This is a genomic window from Psychrobacter sp. ANT206 (assembly GCF_056880555.1).
The window spans coordinates 2,084,554-2,108,426 of the sequence record NZ_CP096271.1; the positions used below are offsets into that span (position 1 = coordinate 2,084,554).

Annotated in this window: 18 protein-coding genes, 1 tRNA gene and 1 pseudogene; 15 read left to right on the top strand and 5 right to left on the bottom strand. The window is 42.0% G+C overall.

Translation table 11 applies throughout. The features are described from left to right. Positions 1-43 precede the first annotated feature (43 nt). Positions 44-604 (top strand): SMC-Scp complex subunit ScpB, encoded by a 561-nt coding sequence (gene scpB, locus M0221_RS08620; protein ID WP_020443841.1) that lies wholly within the window; start codon positions 44-46, stop codon positions 602-604. A gap of 107 nt (positions 605-711) precedes the next feature. Here scpB and lolA read toward each other — a convergent pair whose 3' ends face one another. The 3 genes from lolA to rplU form a co-directional block, all read right to left on the bottom strand. Beyond that, on the bottom strand, positions 712-1,413 hold the full coding sequence (gene lolA / locus M0221_RS08625) for an outer membrane lipoprotein periplasmic chaperone LolA (protein WP_149409638.1): 702 nt from the start codon (positions 1,411-1,413) through the stop codon (positions 712-714). A gap of 360 nt (positions 1,414-1,773) precedes the next feature. Continuing rightward, positions 1,774-2,031 carry a 50S ribosomal protein L27 gene (rpmA, locus tag M0221_RS08630; RefSeq protein ID WP_010199200.1) on the bottom strand — a complete coding sequence of 86 codons (258 nt, stop codon included), beginning with the start codon at positions 2,029-2,031 and terminating at the stop codon, positions 1,774-1,776. 94 nt (positions 2,032-2,125) lie between these two features. Then, complete coding sequence (gene rplU, locus M0221_RS08635) at positions 2,126-2,437, bottom strand: 50S ribosomal protein L21 (RefSeq protein WP_011280837.1); 312 nt, start codon at positions 2,435-2,437, stop codon at positions 2,126-2,128. Between the two features lie 701 nt (positions 2,438-3,138). Here rplU and M0221_RS08640 point away from each other — a divergent pair. From M0221_RS08640 to hemB, 5 genes are all read left to right on the top strand, one after another. Further along, positions 3,139-4,068 carry a polyprenyl synthetase family protein gene (locus M0221_RS08640; protein ID WP_223145235.1) on the top strand — a complete coding sequence of 310 codons (930 nt, stop codon included), beginning with the start codon at positions 3,139-3,141 and terminating at the stop codon, positions 4,066-4,068. A gap of 544 nt (positions 4,069-4,612) precedes the next feature. Next, positions 4,613-5,959: an efflux RND transporter periplasmic adaptor subunit gene (locus M0221_RS08645; protein ID WP_483283559.1), complete on the top strand. Its 1,347-nt coding sequence runs from the start codon at positions 4,613-4,615 to the stop codon at positions 5,957-5,959. A gap of 35 nt (positions 5,960-5,994) precedes the next feature. Further along, positions 5,995-9,297 carry an efflux RND transporter permease subunit gene (locus tag M0221_RS08650; RefSeq protein ID WP_483283560.1) on the top strand — a complete coding sequence of 1,101 codons (3,303 nt, stop codon included), beginning with the start codon at positions 5,995-5,997 and terminating at the stop codon, positions 9,295-9,297. Next, on the top strand, positions 9,294-11,081 hold the full coding sequence (locus tag M0221_RS08655; protein ID WP_483283561.1) for an efflux transporter outer membrane subunit: 1,788 nt from the start codon (positions 9,294-9,296) through the stop codon (positions 11,079-11,081). The genes M0221_RS08650 and M0221_RS08655 overlap by 4 nt, the downstream gene beginning before the upstream one ends. A 255-nt stretch (positions 11,082-11,336) precedes the next feature. Beyond that, a complete protein-coding gene (hemB, locus tag M0221_RS08660) occupies positions 11,337-12,344 on the top strand; it encodes a porphobilinogen synthase (RefSeq protein WP_201531192.1) in 1,008 nt (335 codons plus the stop codon). 241 nt (positions 12,345-12,585) lie between these two features. Here the strand turns inward: hemB and M0221_RS08665 are convergent, their stop codons facing one another. Next, complete coding sequence (locus tag M0221_RS08665) at positions 12,586-13,578, bottom strand: glutathione S-transferase family protein (protein ID WP_483283562.1); 993 nt, start codon at positions 13,576-13,578, stop codon at positions 12,586-12,588. Between the two features lie 301 nt (positions 13,579-13,879). Between M0221_RS08665 and M0221_RS08670 the strand changes: the two genes are divergently transcribed. After that, positions 13,880-13,956 (top strand) — tRNA-Val (locus tag M0221_RS08670). A 229-nt stretch (positions 13,957-14,185) separates the two neighbouring features. On the opposite strand, the gene M0221_RS08675 is transcribed toward M0221_RS08670, so the two are convergent. After that, positions 14,186-14,413, bottom strand: a complete 228-nt coding sequence (locus tag M0221_RS08675) for a helix-turn-helix domain-containing protein (protein WP_483283563.1) — start codon at positions 14,411-14,413, stop codon at positions 14,186-14,188. Positions 14,414-14,530: 117 nt separating this feature from the next. On the opposite strand from M0221_RS08675, the gene M0221_RS08680 reads away from it, so the two are divergent. The 8 genes and pseudogenes from M0221_RS08680 to csy2 all read left to right on the top strand — a co-directional run bounded on the left by M0221_RS08680 (position 14,531) and on the right by csy2 (position 23,859). Next, positions 14,531-14,746, top strand: coding sequence for a hypothetical protein (locus tag M0221_RS08680; RefSeq protein WP_483283564.1), 216 nt, complete (start codon positions 14,531-14,533; stop codon positions 14,744-14,746). Positions 14,747-14,757: 11 nt separating this feature from the next. Beyond that, positions 14,758-15,954, top strand: a pseudogene (locus M0221_RS08685) (Arm DNA-binding domain-containing protein). Then, entirely contained in the window at positions 15,951-16,241 is a 291-nt protein-coding gene (locus M0221_RS08690; RefSeq protein ID WP_263241865.1) for a hypothetical protein, read from the top strand. Before M0221_RS08685 ends, M0221_RS08690 begins: the two are co-directional and overlap by 4 nt. A gap of 10 nt (positions 16,242-16,251) precedes the next feature. Further along, entirely contained in the window at positions 16,252-16,578 is a 327-nt protein-coding gene (locus M0221_RS08695) for a hypothetical protein (RefSeq protein ID WP_149409644.1), read from the top strand. 174 nt (positions 16,579-16,752) lie between these two features. After that, a complete protein-coding gene (cas1f, locus tag M0221_RS08700) occupies positions 16,753-17,748 on the top strand; it encodes a type I-F CRISPR-associated endonuclease Cas1f (RefSeq protein WP_483283565.1) in 996 nt (331 codons plus the stop codon). Further along, on the top strand, positions 17,749-21,219 hold the full coding sequence (gene cas3f, locus M0221_RS08705; RefSeq protein WP_483283566.1) for a type I-F CRISPR-associated helicase Cas3f: 3,471 nt from the start codon (positions 17,749-17,751) through the stop codon (positions 21,217-21,219). Positions 21,220-21,505: 286 nt separating this feature from the next. Continuing rightward, positions 21,506-22,888 (top strand): type I-F CRISPR-associated protein Csy1, encoded by a 1,383-nt coding sequence (csy1, locus tag M0221_RS08710; RefSeq protein WP_483283567.1) that lies wholly within the window; start codon positions 21,506-21,508, stop codon positions 22,886-22,888. After that, the gene (csy2, locus tag M0221_RS08715) at positions 22,885-23,859 is read left to right on the top strand and encodes a type I-F CRISPR-associated protein Csy2 (protein ID WP_483283568.1); all 975 of its coding nucleotides are present in this window, start codon (positions 22,885-22,887) and stop codon (positions 23,857-23,859) included. Before csy1 ends, csy2 begins: the two co-directional genes overlap by 4 nt. Positions 23,860-23,873 lie beyond the last annotated feature (14 nt).

The window sequence follows — 23,873 nt, forward strand, 5'->3', positions numbered from 1 at the left end:
ATAGTAAGTCTAAAATCATTAAACTGAAGAAGATTATATTGAAATGGCAGATATAGACGACCCTAAAGACCACCTACTATCTATTGAAGACATAAGCAAACAGATTGAAGTTTTACTTCATGCTTCAGAAGCACCCTTAACTACTAATCACTTAAAAAAACATCTCTCCTTGACGACTAATAAGTTAGAGCAGGCACTAGAACTGCTAAAGCAACGCTTAAATCTTGGCGTATTAAGTTTGCATCATACTGCCAGTGGTTATCGCTTGCAAATCGCTGATAGCCATAGCGCCTTAATACAGAGTGTCTTTCCCCAGCGTCAAGAACGTCTCAGCCAAGCCTTGCTAGAAACTTTGAGCGTTATCGCCTACAAGCAACCGGTGACCCGTAGCGATATAGAACATGTGCGCGGCGTGACGCTATCGAGCAACATATTGCGTCAATTGTTTGATAAAGGCTGGATTGAAGAAAATGGTTATAAAGAAACTTTAGGGCGTCCGGCATTACTGCATACTACGTCTCAATTCTTAGATGCTTTTGGACTGAGCCATTTAGATGAACTACCGCCCATGCCAGAGATAGACAGTATCAGAGCATCCTCCTAAATAAATCCGATAAAATACTCTTGCTCAATAAAAAAGGACACACCTATTAGGTATGTCCTTTTTATTATTCTAATCAGCTAGTTTAATAAATAAAATACTGATTACTTCTACTGATTGATAATATCAACACCTTTTGGCGGCGTAAACTTAAACTGATTGCTACTAATGCTTGGGTTCATTTTGATACCGCTAAACTTAATAGAGGTAGTCTGTCCTAAGCTATCATTTAACACCATCATCACAGGCTTACCACCGCTAAAGCTCATTGATAAGCTCTTAAAGCTAGCACTATCTGACTTTGGATACAGCACATAGTAGTTTTTATTGGCATATGGCTGGGTGATTTTAAAGTTCTTATCGATTTTACTTGGATCACCTGATAGTAATAGCGCTGGCGTATTACCCACTTGGCTGTCTACGTTTTGTTTAGTGGCTTGCTCCAAGTCCTTATCATAAACCCACATCGAGCTACCATTTGCCACAATCAGCTGCTCTGATGGAGATTTGGTTTCCCAGCGGAAATTATTTGGACGTTGTACGCTCATCGTACCACTGAACGTACCGCTATTAGCGCCCTTAGTCGTCTGGCTAAAGTTGGCCGTCATGCTCTTAGTATTGGTTAAAAGCTTATTTAAGCGCTTAGCTGCCGTTATATTGTCAGCTGGCGCTGCTGTCGCCGATTGCGTTATCGCCATCATAGGCGCTGCGACGCCAAGCGTAGTCATTAAGACGCCTGCCAATGCTCCGCCCATCATCTTTTGTTTTAGCGTTGTTGTCTGTTTAGTCGATTGATTAGTCAGTAAAGTCATTATAAATCCTCTCTAAAAATGCAAAATAGCATAAAAATAAAACGTTTTATCAAATTTTTGTTTTCGGTAAATGTTTATCATACGAGTACAAAACCGGTGTGATAAAACAATGAGGACAGTGTGCCAGTTTTTTTATTACGCGCCTAGTCATGATTTGCAATCATTACTACTGCTGGGATACAGGCTTGTAAATACAACAGTTACAAAGTAATAAATAGCCTTTATCGTAGTTTTAACCGTTTTAATCAGTGGTTAACATAAGCTTATAAGCATAAAAAACCCCTACTACCAAACGGTAATAAGGGCTTTTTTAGTCATCAAATCATTTTATCTAAAAGATAAAACAATCTAGATGGGCAACTAGGCGCTTTCAACCATCACATAACGACGGTTAAATTTACCTTTGGTCGCAAACTTTACCACACCGTCATTTAGTGCAAATAAAGTATGGTCACGACCCATGCCAACACCTTCGCCAGCGTGGAATTCTGTACCACGTTGACGAACGATGATGTTACCAGCGACGATGGCTTGACCACCAAAGATTTTTACGCCTAGCATTTTTGGGTTTGAATCACGACCGTTACGGCTTGAACCGGCAGCTTTTTTATGTGCCATGAGAAAATCTCCTTGTTAATGTGACTTATCGCTAATGCGACAACTCTTAAGCTTTTAGTGCGTTATTAATCATCAATAAACTGACAATCGTTAATTAAGCATTAATCGCTTTGATTTTTAACAAGGTATACCATTGGCGGTGACCTTGCTCTTTGTGATAATGCTTACGACGGTTGTGCTTGACGATACGGATTTTTTCGCCGCGACCATGCTCAACAACTTCAACTTCAACACTAGCGCCTTCAACGATAGGCTGACCGATCTTGACAGTTTCACCATCAACAATCATCAACACATCTTCAAATTTGATTGTTTCGCCTGTTTCTGCTTTAAGTAATTCAACTTTAAGCAATTCATTAACGACTACACGGTGCTGTTTACCACCAGTTTTGATTACTGCGTACATTGTATGACTCCGTTTAACCCGTGTGCCGTGGCTGATATCATACCAACACTTCGACGACGAACACGACAGGGAAAAATTAAAGGCAAGATTTTACGGCTTTTTGCTGATAAAAGCAAGCCGCACCTCTTGTTTTTGTATGGTGGTGATACCAAAAATCTATACTCGTATCAGACACAATGTCATTGATTAATCAGCGCAATGTATATCGCTATTAATATAGACCGCCTAATAACACGCAGAGATAGTGGTTAAAATCCAACAGCGGCTATTATAGCTTATCCAATCAGATACTTACAGTTTTTTGTAAATAGACATGTAATAAGTATCTATTCATTAGTCATCGTTGTTTAGATCACTTAGCTGCTAATAGCTACTTACCAGTGATTTGCTCATTTTTACCATAATAAACGCCGTAATATTCGCCCGAACCTCAAGCGCCGTATCGCATTTTGCTATACTTAATTCAACAATATCACTAGACAGCTATGCTATCATGCATAAAACGCTGGCTTTGCTAAGTATCACTATTAAAAGTATCGCTATTAAAATATTCTTTATTTTTATTGGTATGATTATCTATTATGACTTGTACTCCTTTATCTAAAACCGCTGCGCCATTGTCTACCGCGCCATCAGTCAATCTATCGTCTACACCAACCTATGCTGATATCCAGAGCATTGTGGCTGATGATTTCGATATTATGGACAAACAAGTGTTTGGCAGCCTTAATTCCAAAGTTAAGCTGGTGATGAATGTCTCACAGCACGTGATTAATGCAGGCGGCAAACGTATGCGCCCATTAATTACCTTGTTATGCGCGCGAATGCTTAATGATGAGCCATCGAAGCAAGCCATGCATTTGGCAGCGATTACTGAGATGCTGCATACCGCGACCTTGGTACATGATGATGTGATAGATGAGTCAGGACAGCGCCGTGGTAAGCCTACTGCCAATGCCACTTGGGATAATGCGACAGCGGTATTAGTCGGTGACTATCTAATTGCTCGTGCTTTTAATTTGTTGGTAGGCTTTCAAAGCTTGCCACTATTGCAAGTGTTTTCAGACGGTACTTGTGATATTGCTGAAGGTGAAGTATTACAACTGCAGCATCAGCATAATCCTGAAGCAACTGAGCAAGATTACCTCAATATCATCGATGGTAAGACTTCACGATTATTTATGATGGCAACTCAAGGCGCTGCGATTTTGCAAGGTCAAACGCAGCACTTGCAAGCATTGGCTGATTTTGGTCAGCACTTTGGCAATGCTTTTCAAATTGTCGATGACGTGCTTGATTATAGCGGTGATAGTGCGCTGATGGGTAAGAATCTCGGCGATGATCTAGCTGAAGGCAAACCTACCCTACCTACTATTAAAGCACTCGAACTACTCAAAGACAGCAACAAAGAAGGCTATGAGCAGCTGCGTATCGCCGTCCAAACGGGCAAAACACCCAATGCAGAACAGTTAATCGCCTTAGTGCGACATTCAGGCTCACTAGATTACTGTAAACAGCGGGCCTTAGAAGAAACCAAGCTTGCCCAACAAGCACTCAGCAGTTTGCCGGATAATCGCTATCGTCAGGGCCTATACCAGTTGACTGAACTTGCCAGCGCTCGCTTATTATAATTATCAAATAACAACGCTTAGTTATTATTTATATTGCTACTACATTGATAAGACCCAAATCGATACTGCTTATATTGATATAAGCAGTTAAATGTTTTTATTGCTAAATTTTTACTTAATTATTGCTATAGCAATGTTTTTCTGAACAGACTAAATATTGTTTCTTATGTGTCTCCCTTTATTAATAATGCACTTCTATATTTTTTAAATAAACAAAATTTAACAATGTTATCACTGACTAGACAATGTAAATTTTGCCCTTCATTTTTAGCGTAATGCTTGTGTTTTCAATAGGTTCTAATCTTTTATTATCATAAACGGCAATGATAGCCGCCAGAAACGGTTTTTTTCGCCTTGACTGTGGGGTATACCCTATAGTTTATAATCTCTTATTAAATTTACTTATCCGGTTATTGATCATTCGATGCACTGTGATAACGATAAATGCCTATTAGTTTTTTATATTTTCTACGTTAAGATGTATCCATAAACTTTTTATACTGTCACTATTTATTATATGATATTTATATTGCCGAGGACATTGATGAAGCACTCTTATCTTGCGCTTGTAATAGCAACTGTACTATCTGGAGCTGTACTGGTTGGCTGTGACAAAAAAGAGGATGCCGCTGGCGGCGCGGCGGCGGCACAGCAACAAATGCCGCCCTCCGTCGTCAACGTTCAGACTGTTACTTTTGATACCGTACCACAAGTACAGACTTTTGCTGGACGTACAGCGGCTTATCAAACCGCTGATGTCCGCCCACAGGTGAATGGCATTATCGACGAAGTGTTGTTCCGTGAGGGCAGCAACGTCAAAAAAGGTCAACCTTTATATCGCATCAATACGGATAACTATGCGACGTCTATTACCAGTGGTCAGGCAGCAATAGCCCAAGCAGAAGCCAATTATCAGACGGCATTGGCTAATAATGCCAATGCAAAAGCGGATTTGGCCAGCCGTCAAGCGTCATTATCACAAGCACAAAATGATTTGCAACGTCTGCAAGGTTTGGTGGCTATTGATGCCATCTCAAAGCAGCAATACGATCAAGCACAAACCGCTGTGCGTACTGCACAAGCAGCTGTCCAAAGCGCCAATGCTGCTATCGGTCAATCACAAGCCGGTATTGAAAGCGCAAAAGCGGGCATTCAAACCGCTAAAGCTGGCTTACAAGCGAGCACTTTAGATCTCAATCGTACCATCGTACGTGCGCCTATCTCAGGTCGTACAGATCGCTCTAGCGTCACTGCCGGTACATTGGTTAGCTCAGGTCAACCTACTCCTTTAGTAACTATCTCACGCCTAGATCCTATCTATGTCGATATCAGTCAATCATCTTCTGAACTGCTTAAATTGCGTCAGCAGATCTCTGCAGGCAAAGCAAAAACTGGCATGAACTCAGTTGAATTGGTGTTAGAGGATGGTTCAACCTATCCTGTACGTGGCGAGTTGGCATTGTCAGAGGCGAAAGTCGATGAATCAACAGGGGCAGTGACCTTACGTGCCATCTTCCCAAATAACAGCAATATCTTATTACCCGGTATGTATGTCACTGCGCGCTTAACCCAAAGCGTCATTACCAATGCGGCATTAATTCCGCAAAGCGCAGTCACACGTACACCTAAGAGTGAAACGCAAGTCTATATCGTCGATGAAAACAACAAAATCCAAGTTCGTCCGGTCACGATTAATGGTACTTATCAAGGACAATGGGTAGTCACTGACGGTCTTCAAGCTGGCGACAAAGTCGTGATTATTGGTGGCGCAAAAGTGAAGCCTGAACAAGAGGTTATTGCGAAGCCATTAGAAAATCCAAACCCTGCGCCTGCTGCAAAAGAGGCTGCTGCCAAAACACCGCAGCAAGCTGCACAATCAGCTGCCAAATAATTCCATTCAAAGCTAGGAAGACTTAGGGATTTACTATGTCACGTTTTTTTATTGATCGCCCTATTTTTGCATGGGTGATGGCTATTTTAGTCATGCTTATCGGGATAATATCGGTTATTAACCTACCGATCGAGCAGTATCCACGTATTGCACCACCGACCATCTCAGTCAGTGCCAGCTATCCTGGTGCTAACGCACAAACTGTCGAGAACTCAGTCATACAGATCATTGAACAACGTATGAAGGGTCTTGATGGTCTGATGTATATGTCGTCATCGAGCTCGTCAAATGGTAGCGCCTCAGTGACGCTTACCTTTGAGAATGGTACTGATTCTGATACCGCACAAGTACAAGTACAGAACAAACTGCAAGCAGCGATGAGCTCCTTGCCTGAGTCTGTTCAGCGTCAGGGCGTCAACGTCAATAAATCGTCTAGCAGCTTTTTGATGGTGCAAGCATTTATTTCTGAAGATGGCACTATGGATCGAGCGGATATTGCCGATTACATTAATTCCAATGTCGTCGATTCGATCAGTCGTGTAGAAGGTGTGGGTGAAGTTCAAGTCTTCGGTTCTACCTATGCGATGCGTGTATGGCTTGACCCTTCACGCCTACGCAGCTATAACATGGTACCGTCTGATGTCGTCAATGCAATACGAGCGCAGAACGCGCAAGTATCTGCTGGTCAGCTAGGTCAAGCACCTGCTGATACCGATCAACAGGTTATCAATGCCACCGTTACAGTGCAAAGCTATCTACAAACACCTGAAGAATTCCAAAATATTCTGTTAAAAACAGATACCTCAGGCGCCCAAGTACGCTTAGGCGATGTAGCAGATGTCGAAATTGGTAGTGCAGACTATAGTGTAGTATCGCTATATAACGGTCAAGAAGCTGCCGCTTTGGGTATTTCACTCGCAGGTGGTGCTAACGCGCTTGAGACTCGTGAAGCCGTTGGCGCACGTATGGCGGAGCTAGAAAAAAACTTCCCAATTGGTCTAGTCTCAGTCGTTCCTTATGACACCACGCCATTCGTACGCTTGTCTATCGAACAAGTCGTCATGACCCTCATTGAGGCGATTGTGTTGGTATTTATCGTCATGTTCATTTTCTTACAGAACTGGCGTGCAACTATTATTCCGACGCTTGCCGTACCTGTCGTTTTACTGGGCACGTTCGCAGTGCTTTATGTAGCGGGCTTTAGTATCAACGTGCTGACCATGTTTGCGATGGTACTGTCCATCGGTCTACTGGTCGATGATGCGATCGTTGTGGTAGAGAACGTTGAACGTATCTTAGAAGAAGATCCTCATATTTCTATTAAAGACGCGACCATTCAATCGATGGGTGAGATTAGTAAGATTGTTATCGGTATTGCTTTGATTCTATCAGCAGTATTTGTACCGATGGCCTTCTTCGGGGGTTCAACGGGCGTAATTTACCGTCAGTTCTCCATTACTTTGATTACTGCTATGGTGTTATCAGCCATTGTCGCCCTTGTTTTCACCCCTGCGCTATGCGTGACCTTATTAAAACGTGGCAAGAGCCATGAAAAAGGCAACGAAGAAAAGCAAAAAGGCTTTTTTGGCTGGTTTAACCGCTCATTCTTTAAGCTTAGTCGTTCATACGAAGGCTTTGTCGGTAAAAGCTTTCGCTTCAAATGGTTATATTTGATTGGTTATGCGGCCATTATTGGCGTCATGGTGGTGGTATTCTTACGTATTCCCGGCTCATTTTTACCAGAAGAAGATCAAGGTATTATGTTTACCTTGGTTCAGCTTCCTGCCGGTTCGACGTTAGATGAAACACAAGAAGTGCTCGATAAAGTAAGAAACTATTACGACACTCAAGAAACCGATAACATTGCCTCCGTCTTTACCATTGCAGGCTTCAGCTTTGCAGGTCAAGGGCAAAATATGGGACTGGCATTCGTTCGCCTGTCAGATTGGGAAGCGCGTTCCGGTGATGAGAACACTGCTCAGGCTGTTGCTGGTCGAGCAATGGGTTACTTCTTTACTCAATTAAATGAAGCGCAAGTTTTTGCGATTGTACCGCCAGCCATTACCGAACTTGGTAACGCCAGTGGTTTTGATTTAATGATTCAAGATAATGGTAATCTTGGTCATGATGGGCTACTTGAAGCACGAAACATGCTGCTAGGCATGGCAGCGCAAAACGATCAAGTCGCTGGTGTACGTCCTAACGGTCAGGAAGACTCACCGCAGCTTAAGGTGAATATCAACCAAGAGCAAGCCGCCGCTTATGGCTTGTCATTAGGTAATATCAATAGCGTTATCTCAACCGCTTGGGGCTCAAGCTACGTGAATGACTTCATTGATCGTGGCCGTATTAAACGCGTCTTTGTTCAAGGTGAAGCGAGTAGCCGCACCAATCCGGATGATATTGGTAAATGGTACGTACGAAATGAAATGGGCGATATGATCTCATTTAATGCTTTTTCGACCAGTGAATGGCAATCAGGCTCACCACGTCTGACTCGCTACAACAGCTTACCGTCTATGAACATCCAAGGTAGTGCTGCGCCCGGTCTAAGTACTGGTGAAGCAATGAGCTCGATGGAAGCGATGATCGAAAAGCTACCTGAGGGTGTCGGTTACGAGTGGACAGGTATGTCACTAGAAGAGCAAAAGTCAGGCGCGCAAGCACCGATGCTCTACGCGCTTTCAATCTTAGTGGTATTCTTATGTTTGGCCGCTTTGTATGAAAGCTGGTCTATCCCCTTCTCTGTCCTACTGGTCATTCCACTTGGGGTATTAGGGGCAGTCATATTTACGTGGCTACGAGGTTTCGCCAACGATATTTACCTACAAGTAGGTCTGCTTACCGTCGTAGGTCTATCGGCCAAAAACGCCATCTTGATTATCGAGTTTGCTAAAGAGCATCAAGAGGAAGGCTATAGTCTAAAAGAGGCCGTCATGACAGCAGCACGCCAACGTATGCGCCCCATTATCATGACCTCACTTGCCTTTGGTCTAGGTGTTGTGCCATTGTTCTTGGCGAGCGGTCCAGGTTCAGGCAGTCAAAATGCCATTGGTACCAGTGTGGTCGGTGGTGTTGTCTCTGCAACATTACTAGGCATCTTCTTTATTCCGATGTTCTATATCTGGATACGCAGTGTGTTCCCTCACAAGTATGAGAACAACAAGCCAAATAATGGTGGCAGTACGCCTGGCGGCTCTAACCCTGATAATCCAGACAGTCCTGCTGGACCAACAGAGTATAATGAACCACCGATCACACACGTTGACGACGATATGCAAAACATGACGCTTTCTAAGAGCGCTCAGCCTGCAAGCTTTGGAGATAATACACAATGAGTTTACGTTATTTTGTTACCCCCAACTCAGTAACTAAGGCAGTCTCTTTGACTGCCCGCGTTCGCCAAAATAGTGGACGTTTAATAGGTCTAACAGCCTTAGCGATGAGCATGGCGGCTTGTAATACCATTCCAAAGGCTGATACACGTCCTGTATTGGCGGTGCCTAATATTCCGATCGAACAAACCTATGGCGCGTTCGATAAGGAAACGGTCAGTAATGCTCAGCAAGCCAGTCTTGCTGGTCAACGCTGGCAGAACTTTTACAGCGACGAGCGGTTAAAGGGACTGATTGCTCTAGGTTTAGAGAACAATAAAGACTTTGAAAGTGCTCGTTTAGCAATTGAAAAAGCCCGTGCACAATATCAAATTACTGATATCAATGATCTACCTCGCATTGATGGTAATGCTGGCTATTCGCGCACGCGTCAACGCGGACAAACAGGTGATAACTATAACGTTAACCTTGGTCTTGCCAATTATGAACTCGACTTTTGGGGTAAAATTGCCAGCTTAAAAGATCAAGCATTGCAGAACTTTTTATCAACGACAGCGGCAAAAGACGCGACCCAGATCAGTCTGATTAGTAACATTGCTCAAAGCTATGCTAATTTGAGCTATAGCTTGGCGCAGCTACAACTGGCAGAAGCGACTGTAGAAAGCCGTGAGAAATCGCTATTTATTGCTAGCAAACGCTTTGAAGCCGGTATTGATCCTAAGCTGCCCTCTTTGCAATCTAGCGCCTCACTTGAAAATGCCCGACTTGCCGTTTTACGTGCCCAAAGCAGTATTTTAAAATCACGTAATGCATTGCAGTTCTTGGTTGGTGGACCGATTCCAACCAATCTGATTCCAACGCCTGCGGTCAGTAATATCACAAGTCAGCAAGTATTTAGTGCTGGCTTGCCAAGTGAGCTGCTACGCTATCGTCCTGATGTGTTGCAAGCAGAATATAATCTGAAAGCAGCTGGTGCGAATATCGAAGTGGCGCGCGCGTCTTACTACCCCTCTATCAGCTTGGCCAGTAATATTGGTTTAAGCAGCGGCAGCTTAAATGACCTATTCAAAAGTGGTTCTGTTGGCTGGTCATTCGGTCCAAGCATTAGTGTGCCTATCTTTGATGCTGGTCGTTTAGATGCCAACTATGATGTGGCACAAATCGAGCGTAAACAGACACTAGCAGGCTATGAGCGCTCTATTCAAACCGCTTTCCGTGAAGTGTCGGATGTACTAGCTACCCGTGCAACTTTGGGCGAGCAGTTAGAGGCGCAGTATCGTTTGCAAGACAACTTTGAGCAAACGTATCAGATTGCTGATGCGCGATTTAAAGCAGGTATCTCAAACTATTTAGACGTTCTTGATGCGCAGCGTTCGCTGTTCTCAACACAGCAAGGCATTTTGGATTTAGAGCTACAGAAAATCATCAGCCAAGTTGAGCTTTATCAAGTGTTGGGTGGCGGTGCCAATCTAGATGTACCAACCGTGATTCCTGTACCGCAACATAGAAATCTGGTACAAGTAGTCAATGCAGCTGCCAATAGTAACAAGGCAAAAGCTACTGATGCTATCGATGCGGCAAGTTCTGCGCGTGTGGTTTCTGCTCAAGAAGCCCTCGCCATTAAACAGGCACAGCTAGTAGAAAAATCTACCTTTAAGCCAACGGCTGTGGTCGATGTCAATAACGATGGCAAGACTGATGCCGCTATCGGTGTGATTGTTGAAGAAACCACTGTTCCTGAAAGCAATGTCGAGCAAGTACCAGTCACGCAGATTATTGAGCCATAAATCTTTATAAAGCCCTGAGCGCGTGACGTACTTTTATCGCGTTGATAGTCGATAACTACAATCAGCCCTACCGACTCATTATAGTAAGTCGGTAGGGCTTTTTTCTTTTGAGAGTGCTTTTGCTTTTCATAGCTGGTATTGGGTATAGTATCGACATTGTGTGACGTATCTTTTTAAAAACCTTAGTAGTAACCTCATTAAAAATCTCAGTAATTAAAAAAATAACCGTAATTGCCATTCAGATAAGGAAACAATATGACTTATACTTTTAACCGCCAATTCCCTGAAACTCGCCTACGTCGTTTGCGTTATAACGACAATATACGGGCGATGATTCGTGAAGTTGAGCTGCATCCCAAGCACTTTATCGCGCCCGTTTTTGTATTAGAAGGTACTAACGAGCGTCAAAAAATCGCTAGTATGCCGGGGGTTGAGCGCTTATCGATAGACCTACTGATTAAGCACGCCAAAGACTTGTTGAGCGAAGGCGTCACAACTATCGATATATTCCCAGTGATTGATAATTCACTAAAAACCCCTGATGGTAGGTCTGCTTATGATGAAAACGCTCTCACTGCGCGTGCAGTAAAAGCGGTCAAAGATGCTGTGCCAGAGATGGTCGTCATGACCGATGTGGCATTGGACCCTTATACTTCACACGGTCAAGATGGACTACTCGATGACTCAGGTTATGTCGTAAACGATGCAACGGTTGAAGTGTTGGTCAAGCAGGCATTGGTTCACGCCCGCGCCGGTGCCGACATCATATCCCCTAGCGACATGATGGATGGTCGTATCAAAGCCATGCGTGATGCTTTTGAAGCCGAAGGTTTTGTGAATACCGCTATCATGGCGTATTCAGCAAAATACGCTTCTGCTTATTACGGTCCATTCCGTGATGCGGTCGGTAGTGCTGGCAACTTAAAAGGTGGGCATAAGAAGCAGTATCAGATGGACTTTGGTAATCGCGCTGAAGCGCTACACGAAGTTGCCATGGACATCAATGAAGGCGCGGATATGGTGATGATTAAACCGGGTCAGCCATACTTAGACTTGATCCGTGAAGTCAAAAATACCTTTGGTGTGCCAACGTTTGCATACCAAGTCTCTGGTGAATATGCCATGCATATGGCAGCGATTCAAAACGGTTGGCTGACTGATGCCGTCATTTTAGAGTCATTAATTGGCTTCCGCCGTGCAGGTGCCGATGGTATCTTGACCTATTTTGCATTAGAAGCGGCAAGACAGCTGAATAACGCTTAATTTCAGCATATTTATATATATAGTTAATCCACTTTTAAAAGTGTACAGAACTACTGGGGTTAATTATTCGCAGCCTCTGTCTGCGTAGGCACAGCAAGTAAGAAAAATTAACCCCAGTAGTGATTGATAACATTTGTATTTCTTTTATTTAGGACCGACTATACTAAAAAAACCGTACCCACGACTTTATAGCAGCGGGTACGGTTTTTTATTTCTTTATCCTAAAAACTCAAACAGCATTTTATAAAATAGTACTCGATAAATGTGCTCGCCCATGCGGCTTATCAAAGTCAATAATAGGACCAGCCGGTATCACTCCAGTTGGATTAATCGTTGCATGACTGGTGTAATAATGTGCTTTGATATGTTCCATATTCACGGTGTCTTTAATACCCGATACTTGATACAAATCACACAGATAGCCCCAAAGATTGGGATAATCAACGATGCGACGAATATTACATTTAAAATGTCCAACATAAACGGCATCAAAACGCACTAAGGTCGTGAATAAGCGCCAATCCGCCTCAGTTATTGTGTTACCTATTAAGTAACGTTGGTCTGCCAAGCGCGTCTCTAACGTATCTAGCGCAGCGAATAGCGCAACGACCGCTTCTGTATAAGCAGCTTGCCTGCTCGCAAAACCAGCTTTATAGACGCCATTATTGATAGCATCATAAACAAACGTATTTATCTCATCAATGTCTATTATTGCATCGGATGGTAAAAAATCGCCAGCTACTGCCCCAACGTCATCAAAAGCTGAGTTAAACATGCGAATAATCTCAGCGGATTCATTGCTGACGATGGTATTGGTCTTTTTATCCCATAATACCGGTACTGTCACCCGTCCCGTATAATTTGGCTTTGCCGCGAGATAAACTTCATATAGATAACTTGCATTGATAATAGGGTCAGCGACAACACCTACACCCTCTGCAAACGTCCAACCTTTATCGCCCATAAAGGGATGAACCACAGACATCGAAATAATATCTTCTAGACCTTTGAGTCTGCGGTAAATCGTGGTGCGATTTGCCCATGGACATGCCAAAGAAACATATAAATGATAACGGTTGGCTTCGGCTTGAAAGCCACCTTGACCCGATGGACCAACACTACCATCTAACGTTACCCAATTTCTAAAGCCTGCATCTTCTCGCTCAAAGCGTCCACCGCTAGATGCTGTATCATACCATTTATCCTGCCAGTGCCCATCGACCAATAAGCCCATACGGTGCTCCTAACCCTTTCACTGTTAACTTAACTTAACTTTATTAGATACTATTTGATTATTATCAGAGATGTTTTTCTATTATCTGCAATAGTGTTACTAGATTGCCCAGTACTAAGTAACTCATCGCTATTGACAATAAAAACTAAATGATAATTCTATTATAGCAATTAAAACTACATAAAAATCCTTATTTGACTGTCGATACAAAGCTAAATCACAAGATCACAATAATAAGGCAGTTTTATTAGAAAAAAGGCTTGCAAAATAGTGGAAACTTGATAGAATACTCAACCTAAATAGGCGTATAGCTCAGTTGGTTAGAGCGCTACCTTGACATGGTAGAGGTCAGCAGTTCGAGTCTGCTTATGCCTACCAAATTTAGAAAGCCCCAGTTTAACGACTGGGGCTTTTTTTTGCCTGTAAAATATGGGCTGTAGGGGAAAATCCTTATTGGTATCGCTCTATAATCACAAGTATTTAAGCTCTATAAAATTGCTCAAAAAAGCGACGGTGACCAAATGGTGACCAAAACGTGACCAGCCTTCAAAAATATCTAAACCAAAAACCCTCTTTTTGACCTCTACTCTGAATTTTAGATTAACGTCTATTTTTTTATATCCTTTGGCTCAACCTCTGCTACATATTCAAAAAGATCTCCTACTCCTACTTCTAAATACTCGCAAAGCTTGTCTATAGTATCGAAATCAATTCTTGACGATTGGTCATTATAAATCTTATGTAATGTCGTTTTACTCACTCCTGTCGCTCGTACGGCATCCGCTACTTTTAGCCTTCTTTCAGCTAACAAAGTAGGAAGGTGATTAACTATCATCTTGCAAACTCCAATTATAGTTATAAAAAGTACTTGCATAGTTATAAATATATAGTAAATTACAACTATGGTATCTAAAAGTACCATTATGATTAAACTTTATATAAGGAACATATTATGTCACATACCTACCTGACTACCCAAGAGCTTTCTGAGCTTATCAAATACAACCCTCGTACTATCCGTAACGAGCTTAAGGATAGCGTCCTGATTGAAGGGATTCATTATATACGTCCTTTTGGAGGGCGTAAGATTTTATACATCTGGGAAGAAATTGAAAAAGATATGCGCACTGGCATTGCCGGTACCATTAACGCCATGGCACTACAATAAGGAGAAGTATGATGGCTAGCATTAGAACTAGATATGGCAGACTTGTAGTCGATTTTTACTACATGGGAAAACGCTGTCGGGAGACGACAAACCTGATAGATACCCCAGCAAATCGTAAGAAGCTCGAAGATATTATTTTGAATATGGAAGCAAAAATCAGATTGGGTATTTTTAATTATGCTGAGTACTTTCCTAAAAGTGATAAAGCAGCAGAGATGGTTGCATTAAACGATCGTAAGGAATGTATTAATACTAACATTCCTTCTTTTAAGCAGTTTTCCACACTCTGGTTTTCTGAAAAAGAAATTGAGTGGCGCGATACCTACAAACGTAAAATACAGGAGATTATTGATATGTATTTATTGCCTGAGTTTGGGACTAGACCCATTCATCTCATAAAAAAGACAGATGTATTAGCCTTCCGTTCATCGCTCGCCAAAGTAACGTACGGAAAAGCTAACAAACATCTGTCAGCAGCACGCATCAATTCGATAATGGTACCTTTAGGTATGATACTAAAGGAAGCCGCTAAACGCTACAAGTTTGATAACCCTTATGATGACATTAAGTCACTCAAAGAGCCTAAAACTGATATTCAGCCATTTACACTGGAGGAAGTCTAGAAATTCATCAATGGCGTTAGGGAAGACTATCGTAATTATTACTTGGTGCGCTTCTTTACTGGTATGCGTACGAGTGAGATTGATGGATTAACATGGGAGAATATTGACTTTAATCGTCGCGAAATAGTGATCAAGCAGGCGCTGGTTAAAGGCAAAATGGTTCCCCCTAAGACGCAAGAGTCTTATCGTGCGATTCAAACATCACCTTGGGTTTTTGATGCTTTAAAAGATCAGCAAGCCATCACTTATAAGCGCTCAGAGTATGTGTTTTGTGCCCATACTGGTTCGCTGCTTGATTATAACAATATCAATAAACAAGTATGGCATCCCACGCTTAGGCTTTTAGGACTCAAGACACGCAACGCTTATCAGACAAGGCATACGGCAGCGACGCTATGGTTAGCAGCAGGTGAGAGTCCTGAATGGATAGCCAGTCAAATGGGACACTCTACCACTAAGATGCTGTTTAATACCTACAGTCGCTATGTGCCGAATATGACCCGTCAAGATGGCAGCGCTTTTGAGGCTTTGGTTATTCGCAGTCAGACTGCACCAGCCTCTACTAGCAAGGAGGTATCACAATGAAAATCATTGATTACGATAAACTGCATGCGGCGTTCAAACCTAGTGGTTACGTTAGTAAAGATGCCAATGTCATTGCCAATAGTTTAATTTGTGAGTTTCCTATCCAAGCAGGTAATGGTTTAGCTAGGTTCTTAAATGTTGATAGTTGCTTCGATAATCATATGGCAATGCGTGTATGGGTTCAGAAGCGCTTAGATGCCAATAGTGGCTATCTTGTTGATGAGATGTGCCATCAACTGGAGGGCGAGCTTTATAGATTACTGCCACAAACTGGCTATGGTTACTGAGGAGAATGCTATGAGTGTTAAGCTTCAGCCAAGTATGACTCAAAATGCTCGAGATCTAAGAGTTTGTGCAGATTATTGGGCATATTCAAACAATGACGGATATGATGGCTATATTGAACATGTAAATGCGCTTTGTTGCCAATATGAGATCAGCTTACACGTTTTGTTTGAAACAATAGGTCAATGTTTTGCTTATTTAGATGATGTGCTATGCGAATACTGTGGCTATATTTGTCCTTTAGAGATACCAGCAGACATTCCTTATATGCGTGCAAAACAGAGTTGGTGTTGTGAAGTATGCGAGCATGCTGTGTGGCGTGAGCATAACAACCGATAAATTGTTTTAAATATTTAAAGCCAAACAGCGTAGGTTGTTTGGCTTTTTATTGTCTCTAATTAACTGACGACATCTGTTGTCGTAAAGGCTTCTTTATACGTTGTTTTACCGACATAGTTCCGTTAAAGTAAATTTGTATTAAACTCTACAATAATTCCAATGGACGGAACTACTATGGCAAAACCTAGCAACGCCTATACTGACAATAGTTTCGCGTCCTCTGATCTAAAGACTATTTTGCATTCTAAACGTGCCAATATCTACTACCTTTCCCATTGTAGGGTAATGCAAAAAGATGGTCGAATTCTCTATCTAACTGAAGAGGATAAAGCCAATCTGTTCTACAACATTCCTATTGCTAATACCACCTCCATTCTACTCGGTACAGGAACTTCCATCACTCAAGCGGCAATGCGATTGTTATCACAAGCTGGCGTCTTGGTTGGCTTTTGTGGTGGTGGTGGCTCGCCATTATTTATGGGTGCGGAGCGTGAAATATTTATCGAGTGGATGACGCCACAAAGTGAGTATCGTCCAACAGAATATATTCAAGGGTGGATGAGTTGGTGGTGGGATGATGACAAGCGTTTGATGGCAGCGAAACTATTGCAACATGCACGATTGGCTTATCTACAAACGGTATGGAGTAAAGACAGTGAGCTAAAACGTTGGGGCTTTGATAGCAGTATTGATGCGGTGCAAGCCCTGCTCACGGATAACATTCGGCAAATCAATCAGCAAATGGAAGTCATGCATCTATTGCAATTAGAAGCTCGACTGACCAAGCAGCTTTATAAATTGGCGGCAAAGAATACGGGCTACGATGGCTTTACTCGTGAGCATGAAGGTATCGATAAAGCCAATGGCTTTCTCAATCATGGTAACTACTTAGCCTACGGACTTGGCGCAACAACAGCATGGACATTAGGCATTCCGCATGGCTTTGCTGTAATGCATGGTAAGACAAGGCGCGGTGCATTGGTGTTTGATATAGCCGATATTATCAAAGATGCTTTAGTGCTGCCTCTCGCCTTTATCTGTGCTAGCGAAAATATGAGCGAGCAAGAGTTTCGTCAAGAATGTCTGAATATGTTTACTAAGCATAAGGCACTGGATTATCAGTTTGAAGTCATAAAGCAGATTGCTATGACAAAAAGCTGGGAGGCATAAATGATTGTCACTTTAGTCTCGCAATGTGAAAAGAAAGCTCTAGGTCGAACTAGGCGTATTTTGGACGCTTTCGCTAATCGGATTGGTGATAATGTTTGGCAAACGGCTATTACTGAGGAAGGTCTAAAAACGGTCAAGCAGCTATTACGCAGCTCAGCGACTAAGTCAACGGCAGTAAGCTGTCATCGTAATAAGACACGCCAGCTGACTGAGCTGGTATGGGTGGTGGGCAATAAGCGTAAGTTTAATGAGGTTGGGATTGTTCCTGTGAACCGTACCAAAAGAAACATCTTGCACAGTGAGTGGGAAAATGAGTGGCGTTATGCCAGTAGTATTCAGATTGTCGCTACCATTGCTGCACTGTTACATGATATTGGCAAGTCAACGATTGGCTTTCAAAATAAGTTACACGTAGCCACTAAGCAAGGTGATCCTTATCGTCATGAATGGATATCTTTAAAGCTGTTTGAATTGATAATTGCTGATTGTAGAACTGATGACGCTTGGCTTAATCGTTTTATAACTCTTAATGACTGGCTAAAAGCTAACGATATTGAAAAATTATTGGCAAATGCAAATCATGATGCGGTAAAGGTTCAAGACATGCCACCTCTTGCCCAGTGGACCGCTTGGCTAATTGTCACTCATCATCGCTTGCCACCAGTCAAGCAGGTATTTTTCCCTGCTAAAACTATTCAAAATTTACAGCAGCCCATTAATACTGACCATTATAAAAGAAGTCTAAATACCTTTTATTCAAGACTCACGCCCATCGATTATTGGATTAGAAACCCTAAATCTGTAGATGAAATGACCAAGGCTAAGTTAAAAGATTTTTGGCGGTTTGAAAAATTAGTCATTAATAGCACAGTTTGGCAAAAAACCATCAAACGTTGGTCTAAAAAAGCTTTAAATGATCCCACTTTAATGCAAATAAGTCAGCAAGCGGTTGATAATAAAAAAGCCATCAGTGATCCTTTCTTACTCCATTTATCTCGCTTATGCCTAATGGTCGGCGACCATAATTATTCTAGCCTTAAGCAAGATGATGCCCGTTGTTTGAAAGTTAATGGATCGTTTGACCATATAGCGGCTAACACTGATCGCACGGCTGGTGAATCAGCTATTAAGCAATCTCTTGAGGAGCATTTACTAGGCGTTGGCACTTTTACCGCACATTTTTGCCGCGCTTTACCTATTATTGCTAATGACATGCCAACTTTAAAAAATCATGATCCTTTAGCTAAGCCTACAGGAAATGAGCGTTTTAAATGGCAGAATCAAGCGTTTAAGATGACCTATGAATTACAAGAAACTACCCAAGAGCATGGTTTTTTTGGCGTAAATATGGCATCGACAGGTGCAGGCAAAACGATTGGTAACGCTCGTATTATGTATGCTTTAGCTGACCCAAAAAAGGGGGCACGTTTTACGATTGCGCTAGGTCTACGCATTTTGACCTTGCAAACTGGGTTAAGCTTTCGTAAAAACTTAAAGTTAAAAGGCGATCAATTAGCCATATTAGTAGGTGGTTCAGCCAATAGAAAGTTGTTTGAGATGGCATACGATAACAAGACCAATGATATCACTGACATTGTTGGTGAATATACAGGTGACGATAAACCAGCTGATGATTGCGAAAGTTTTGGTAGCGAATCTAGCGAGGATTTATTAGATGAAATAGTAGACAGCGACATAGACTATCAAGATTACGAAGCATTAAATCTCGACACTGTTATCGCGAACTCTAAAGCACGTGACTTGATTTTTGCGCCCGTTGTGACGTGTACCGTTGACCATATTATACAAGCCTCTGAGTGCAAACGCGGTGGTAAATACATTGCCCCTATGCTGCGCCTACTTAGTAGTGACTTGATACTGGATGAGCCGGATGACTTTGATCAAGCGGACTTGCCTGCACTTTCGCGCTTGGTTCATCTTGCCGGGCTTTTTGGCACGCGCGTTCTATTGTCCTCCGCAACTTTGACCCCTGATTTGGTAACAGGACTGTTTGAAGCTTATATGGAGGGGCGCAAGCTGTTCAATCAAAGCCAAAATAAACCGTCTCCTAAAGTGGTTTGCGCTTGGTTTGATGAGCAGCCCAAAGCGATGATGTCTGAGCAGTGTGATGATATTGGAGCTTTCGAGGCTAAACACAATGTATTTTGTGAAAGACGGGCGCTCTATTTAGCGAAGCAACCTGTCAGACGACAAGCGGAAATATTGCCTTTTTCTGCTAAATATACTAAGGACACAGAAAATTCTTTCTTTAACGCCTTAGCGAAAACGCTAATCGATGGCGCTATAAGCTTGCATGACCGTCATCATGAAATATGCTCTCAGTCTGGAAAAGAGATGCAAGTGAGTATAGGACTGGTCAGAATTGCTAATGTCAATAATATTAATCACATTGCCATGCAATTATTTAAGGCTGATCAAGTCAATGTTCCTGACGATACCGTTATCCATGTAGTGTGTTATCACGCCAAACAAATTTTATTGCTAAGAAATACTATAGAGAACAAGTTGGATTGTATTTTAGATCGTAGTGATAATAAAATTGAACTCTCTGATCATCCCGAAATCAAACAAGCTCTCACTGCTAACCCTGCCAAGAAGCATATTTTTATGGTGCTGGCCACACCTGTAGCGGAAGTGGGCCGTGACCATGATTATGACTGGTCGATCGTAGAGCCGTCGTCCATGCGCTCTATCATTCAGCTGGCTGGTCGAGTTTGGCGTCATCGTCCTGACAAAGTGGCTACTGAGCCTAATATCTTACTGCTGCAATACAATATTCGTTATTTCAAAAACGCTAGGAGTCGACCAGTATTTACTTATCCGGGTTTTGAGACTACGCTATTTAAACCCACTAGTTATGATCTTAATGAGTTGCTAACTAAAGAGCAGCTTCAACAAGTCGATGCTAGACCTAGAATTATAAGCCCTTCAAATAAATCGATTGAAACCTTAAGCGATCTTGAGCATCGAGTCATGCGCCATTTGTTAAATAATCCTAAGCTCAACTATGTCAATGCATATTGGCACGATGTAGCTGATGCCAATCGCTTCCATACTCATTTGCAACAGATCACGCCCTTTCGAGCAGGCACACCGCAAGAGGATTGGTTATTGATACCGCGCATGGTACATGATGATCAAGAGACCGACGAGCCAAGTCTAAGGTTAGACGCCTATCACGCAGAAGATGTGTTTGAAAAAGGCTTAGCTCGCTCTACCATCCACAACTCAGTCATACAGTCTTTAGATTTTGAGTTTACTCACAGTCAGATTAAGCCATGGCTAACCACTTCGCTAACTACAGCTTTGCTAGATCTACAAAAAATGCAACCTGAAAAAAGCTTACGCTCTTTAGCCATTACCTACTCCTCTGCATCGCTTGATAGGATTACGACCAACAACAATCGTGGTTGGGCTTTTCATGAGTTTTTTGGTTTTATTCGTCAGTAGATTTTAGACATAAAAAAGCACGGAATTAACCGTGCTTTTTATTTTACTAATCCACCTATGCGGTGGTGAAAAAAAGTTTTTAACTGTAATAGCATTTTCTAAGTCACCTATTTGGTGAGCCTAAATTATAGCAGCTTTTGGTAAATCTTAAATAAGGGACTAAGAAATCTATTTACTATTTAAAAGTTTGTAGTTATAGTATTGAGACACTTATTTTATCGTAAGTTTTAAATTGTAATAGCATGGAATGAATTAATATTTATCAATGATTTATAAGGAGGAAACCTTGACCTATATATCCAAAGAGCTGGCAAGCGCTGCGGTCAAAGCATTTCTAGCCAGCCAATACGATAAGAAAACTGAAACTGAGCAAAAGCAGCTTATTAAAGCTCTTGAGAGTAACGACTATGATAAGGTTTCAGAGCTAAATGAGACTTTATCGAATGCTGAAGATAAATATAGTGTCGCTAGTTGGATTCCTGATGCGGCAACTCGCATGGCAAAGCAACTCAACTTCGGTACGCATATCTCAAAAGGGGTTCACCCCGATTCGAAAGGCGACAATATCAGCTTTCAGGCTACAGAAAATTTCCCAGAAAATTTAGTTGGCACCCATTCTATAGAAAGTCATTACATTGATGCCAATGGTAATGCCGCTGCCCTACCTCTTGCCGCTTTTTTTGACTTTGAAGTCAATGATAATATTAAAATTCGTGATCTGATTTTAAAGGATAATGCTGATTTTGTTGCCTCACTAGCTAGCGAGCTATCCATTGCCAACGATTATCATCACAGTTTTAAGACGGCATTGCAAAATATCATTACTCAACCTAGTGCTCATGAACGTAACAAACAAACATTATGGGTCACCAATGCGTATCAAAATATTAATTTAGAGTCGCTTGACTACATTACTATTGTTCCACTCTACCCTTCTGTACTCACCCATGAAGTTTATCAGAGAATCAATCATCTGAAGTTTTCGGACGATAATAAAGCAGCGAGGGACAATCGTTTTAAGAAAACAGCAGAACAAAGACCTTATGTGGACCTAAAACAACTAGCAACCCTACAACTAGGCGGAACTAAACCGCAAAACGTCAGTTTATTAATGAGTAAAAAGGGCGGTCGTAACTACCTTCTACCCTCTCTACCACCGCTTACAGTCAAAGATGCCAAGGGCTTTAAAATTTCTAAATTTGCTAATAGCCTTTTTGGTACTGGTCTGCAATACCATGCACGTGAAGCGATTGAGGATATTTTCAAATCAGTCAGAGATGCTCGCAATATCGTCGATATCAGAGAGGCTCGCAAGCATGCCATTGATGAGATGCTATTTCAGATATTCTCAGCGAGCGATGAGCTACGTAGCAGCTTGCCTGCTGGCTGGTCAAAAGACTCTGCGCTTGAGCGCTTTGAGAAGCTTTGGCTTGATCCTAAACGTGCTGATTTGGAGGGTGAAGAGGATTTTAAAGCGGAACGTGAGGCAAATGATGATTGGCATAAACTCATTATTCATGGTTTCGCGCGTTGGTTAAATTCTCTACTACAAGCTGAGTTTAAGAAAAAAGCTAATGACTTTGGTGATCCTGAACATTTGGAATGGGTGCGTGAAATCGAAGATATGATAAAACGCTATGAGCGCGCAGGCAGAGGGGTATTTTTATGAGCCGTGTCATTAATGAAGTCAGTATCGGTATCAAAGGCTATTTGATGTTCAAAAAAGTCATTATTGAAGGTGCTAATAGTATCTCCAGCCCTATCACCTATGGTTTCCCTGCTATCACGGGATTTTTGGGAAGCTTTCACGCTATGTCGCGCAAGATGGCAGAGGATGCACAATTAGCAGGCGTATCATTAGGCGGTGTGTTGATAGCCTGCTATGACTGTCAGCCGCAAATATATCGCCAAAATAGCTATAGCAATTATAGCTTTAACCAAACTCGCAATCCTATTAAAAAAGATGGTAAAACCGCTTCTATTATTGAAGAGGGTAAATGCCGATTGGTCGTGAGTTTCGTGGTAGAGGTATTAGCCAATGATGAGTTAATGCCTGAGCAGCAAAATCAACTTATTAAACGCACCACTCAATGGATTCAACAGCAGCACATGGCTGGTGGCAGCGTACAAAGTTTAGCCCGATTTGATCCTGTTCAATATTTTGATCAACATGATATCGGCATGCTTACACCGCAATTATTGCCAGCCTTTGTATTGATGGATGCTCAAGATGATTTCGCAGAAATTATTAACGAAATCAAACAGGATAATCCTGAGGCTACTGCTTTAGATGCGCTGATAGATGTCTGCGCACTACATCAAATTCCTAAATTACAAACCAGTGGTGATACCAAATGGTCTACGATGTCACGCAAAAGCGGTCATGGTTGGGTAGTGCCAATACCTATAGGCTATCAAGGTATCTCAGAGTTATATGATGTTGGCGTAATGCAAAATGTGCGCAATCCTGAGTACCCTAGTCAATATGTTGAAGCGATTTATAGTCTCGGTAAGTGGGTTTTTCCGCAGCGTTTAAACGATGTTGATGGTAAGAACGCTATTGCCAACGCTTTTTGGCGTTATCACTATGATGCTGATAAATCGTTATATTTAGTCACGCAAAATCAAGACTTGTCGTAGTCCGTAAGTATTTT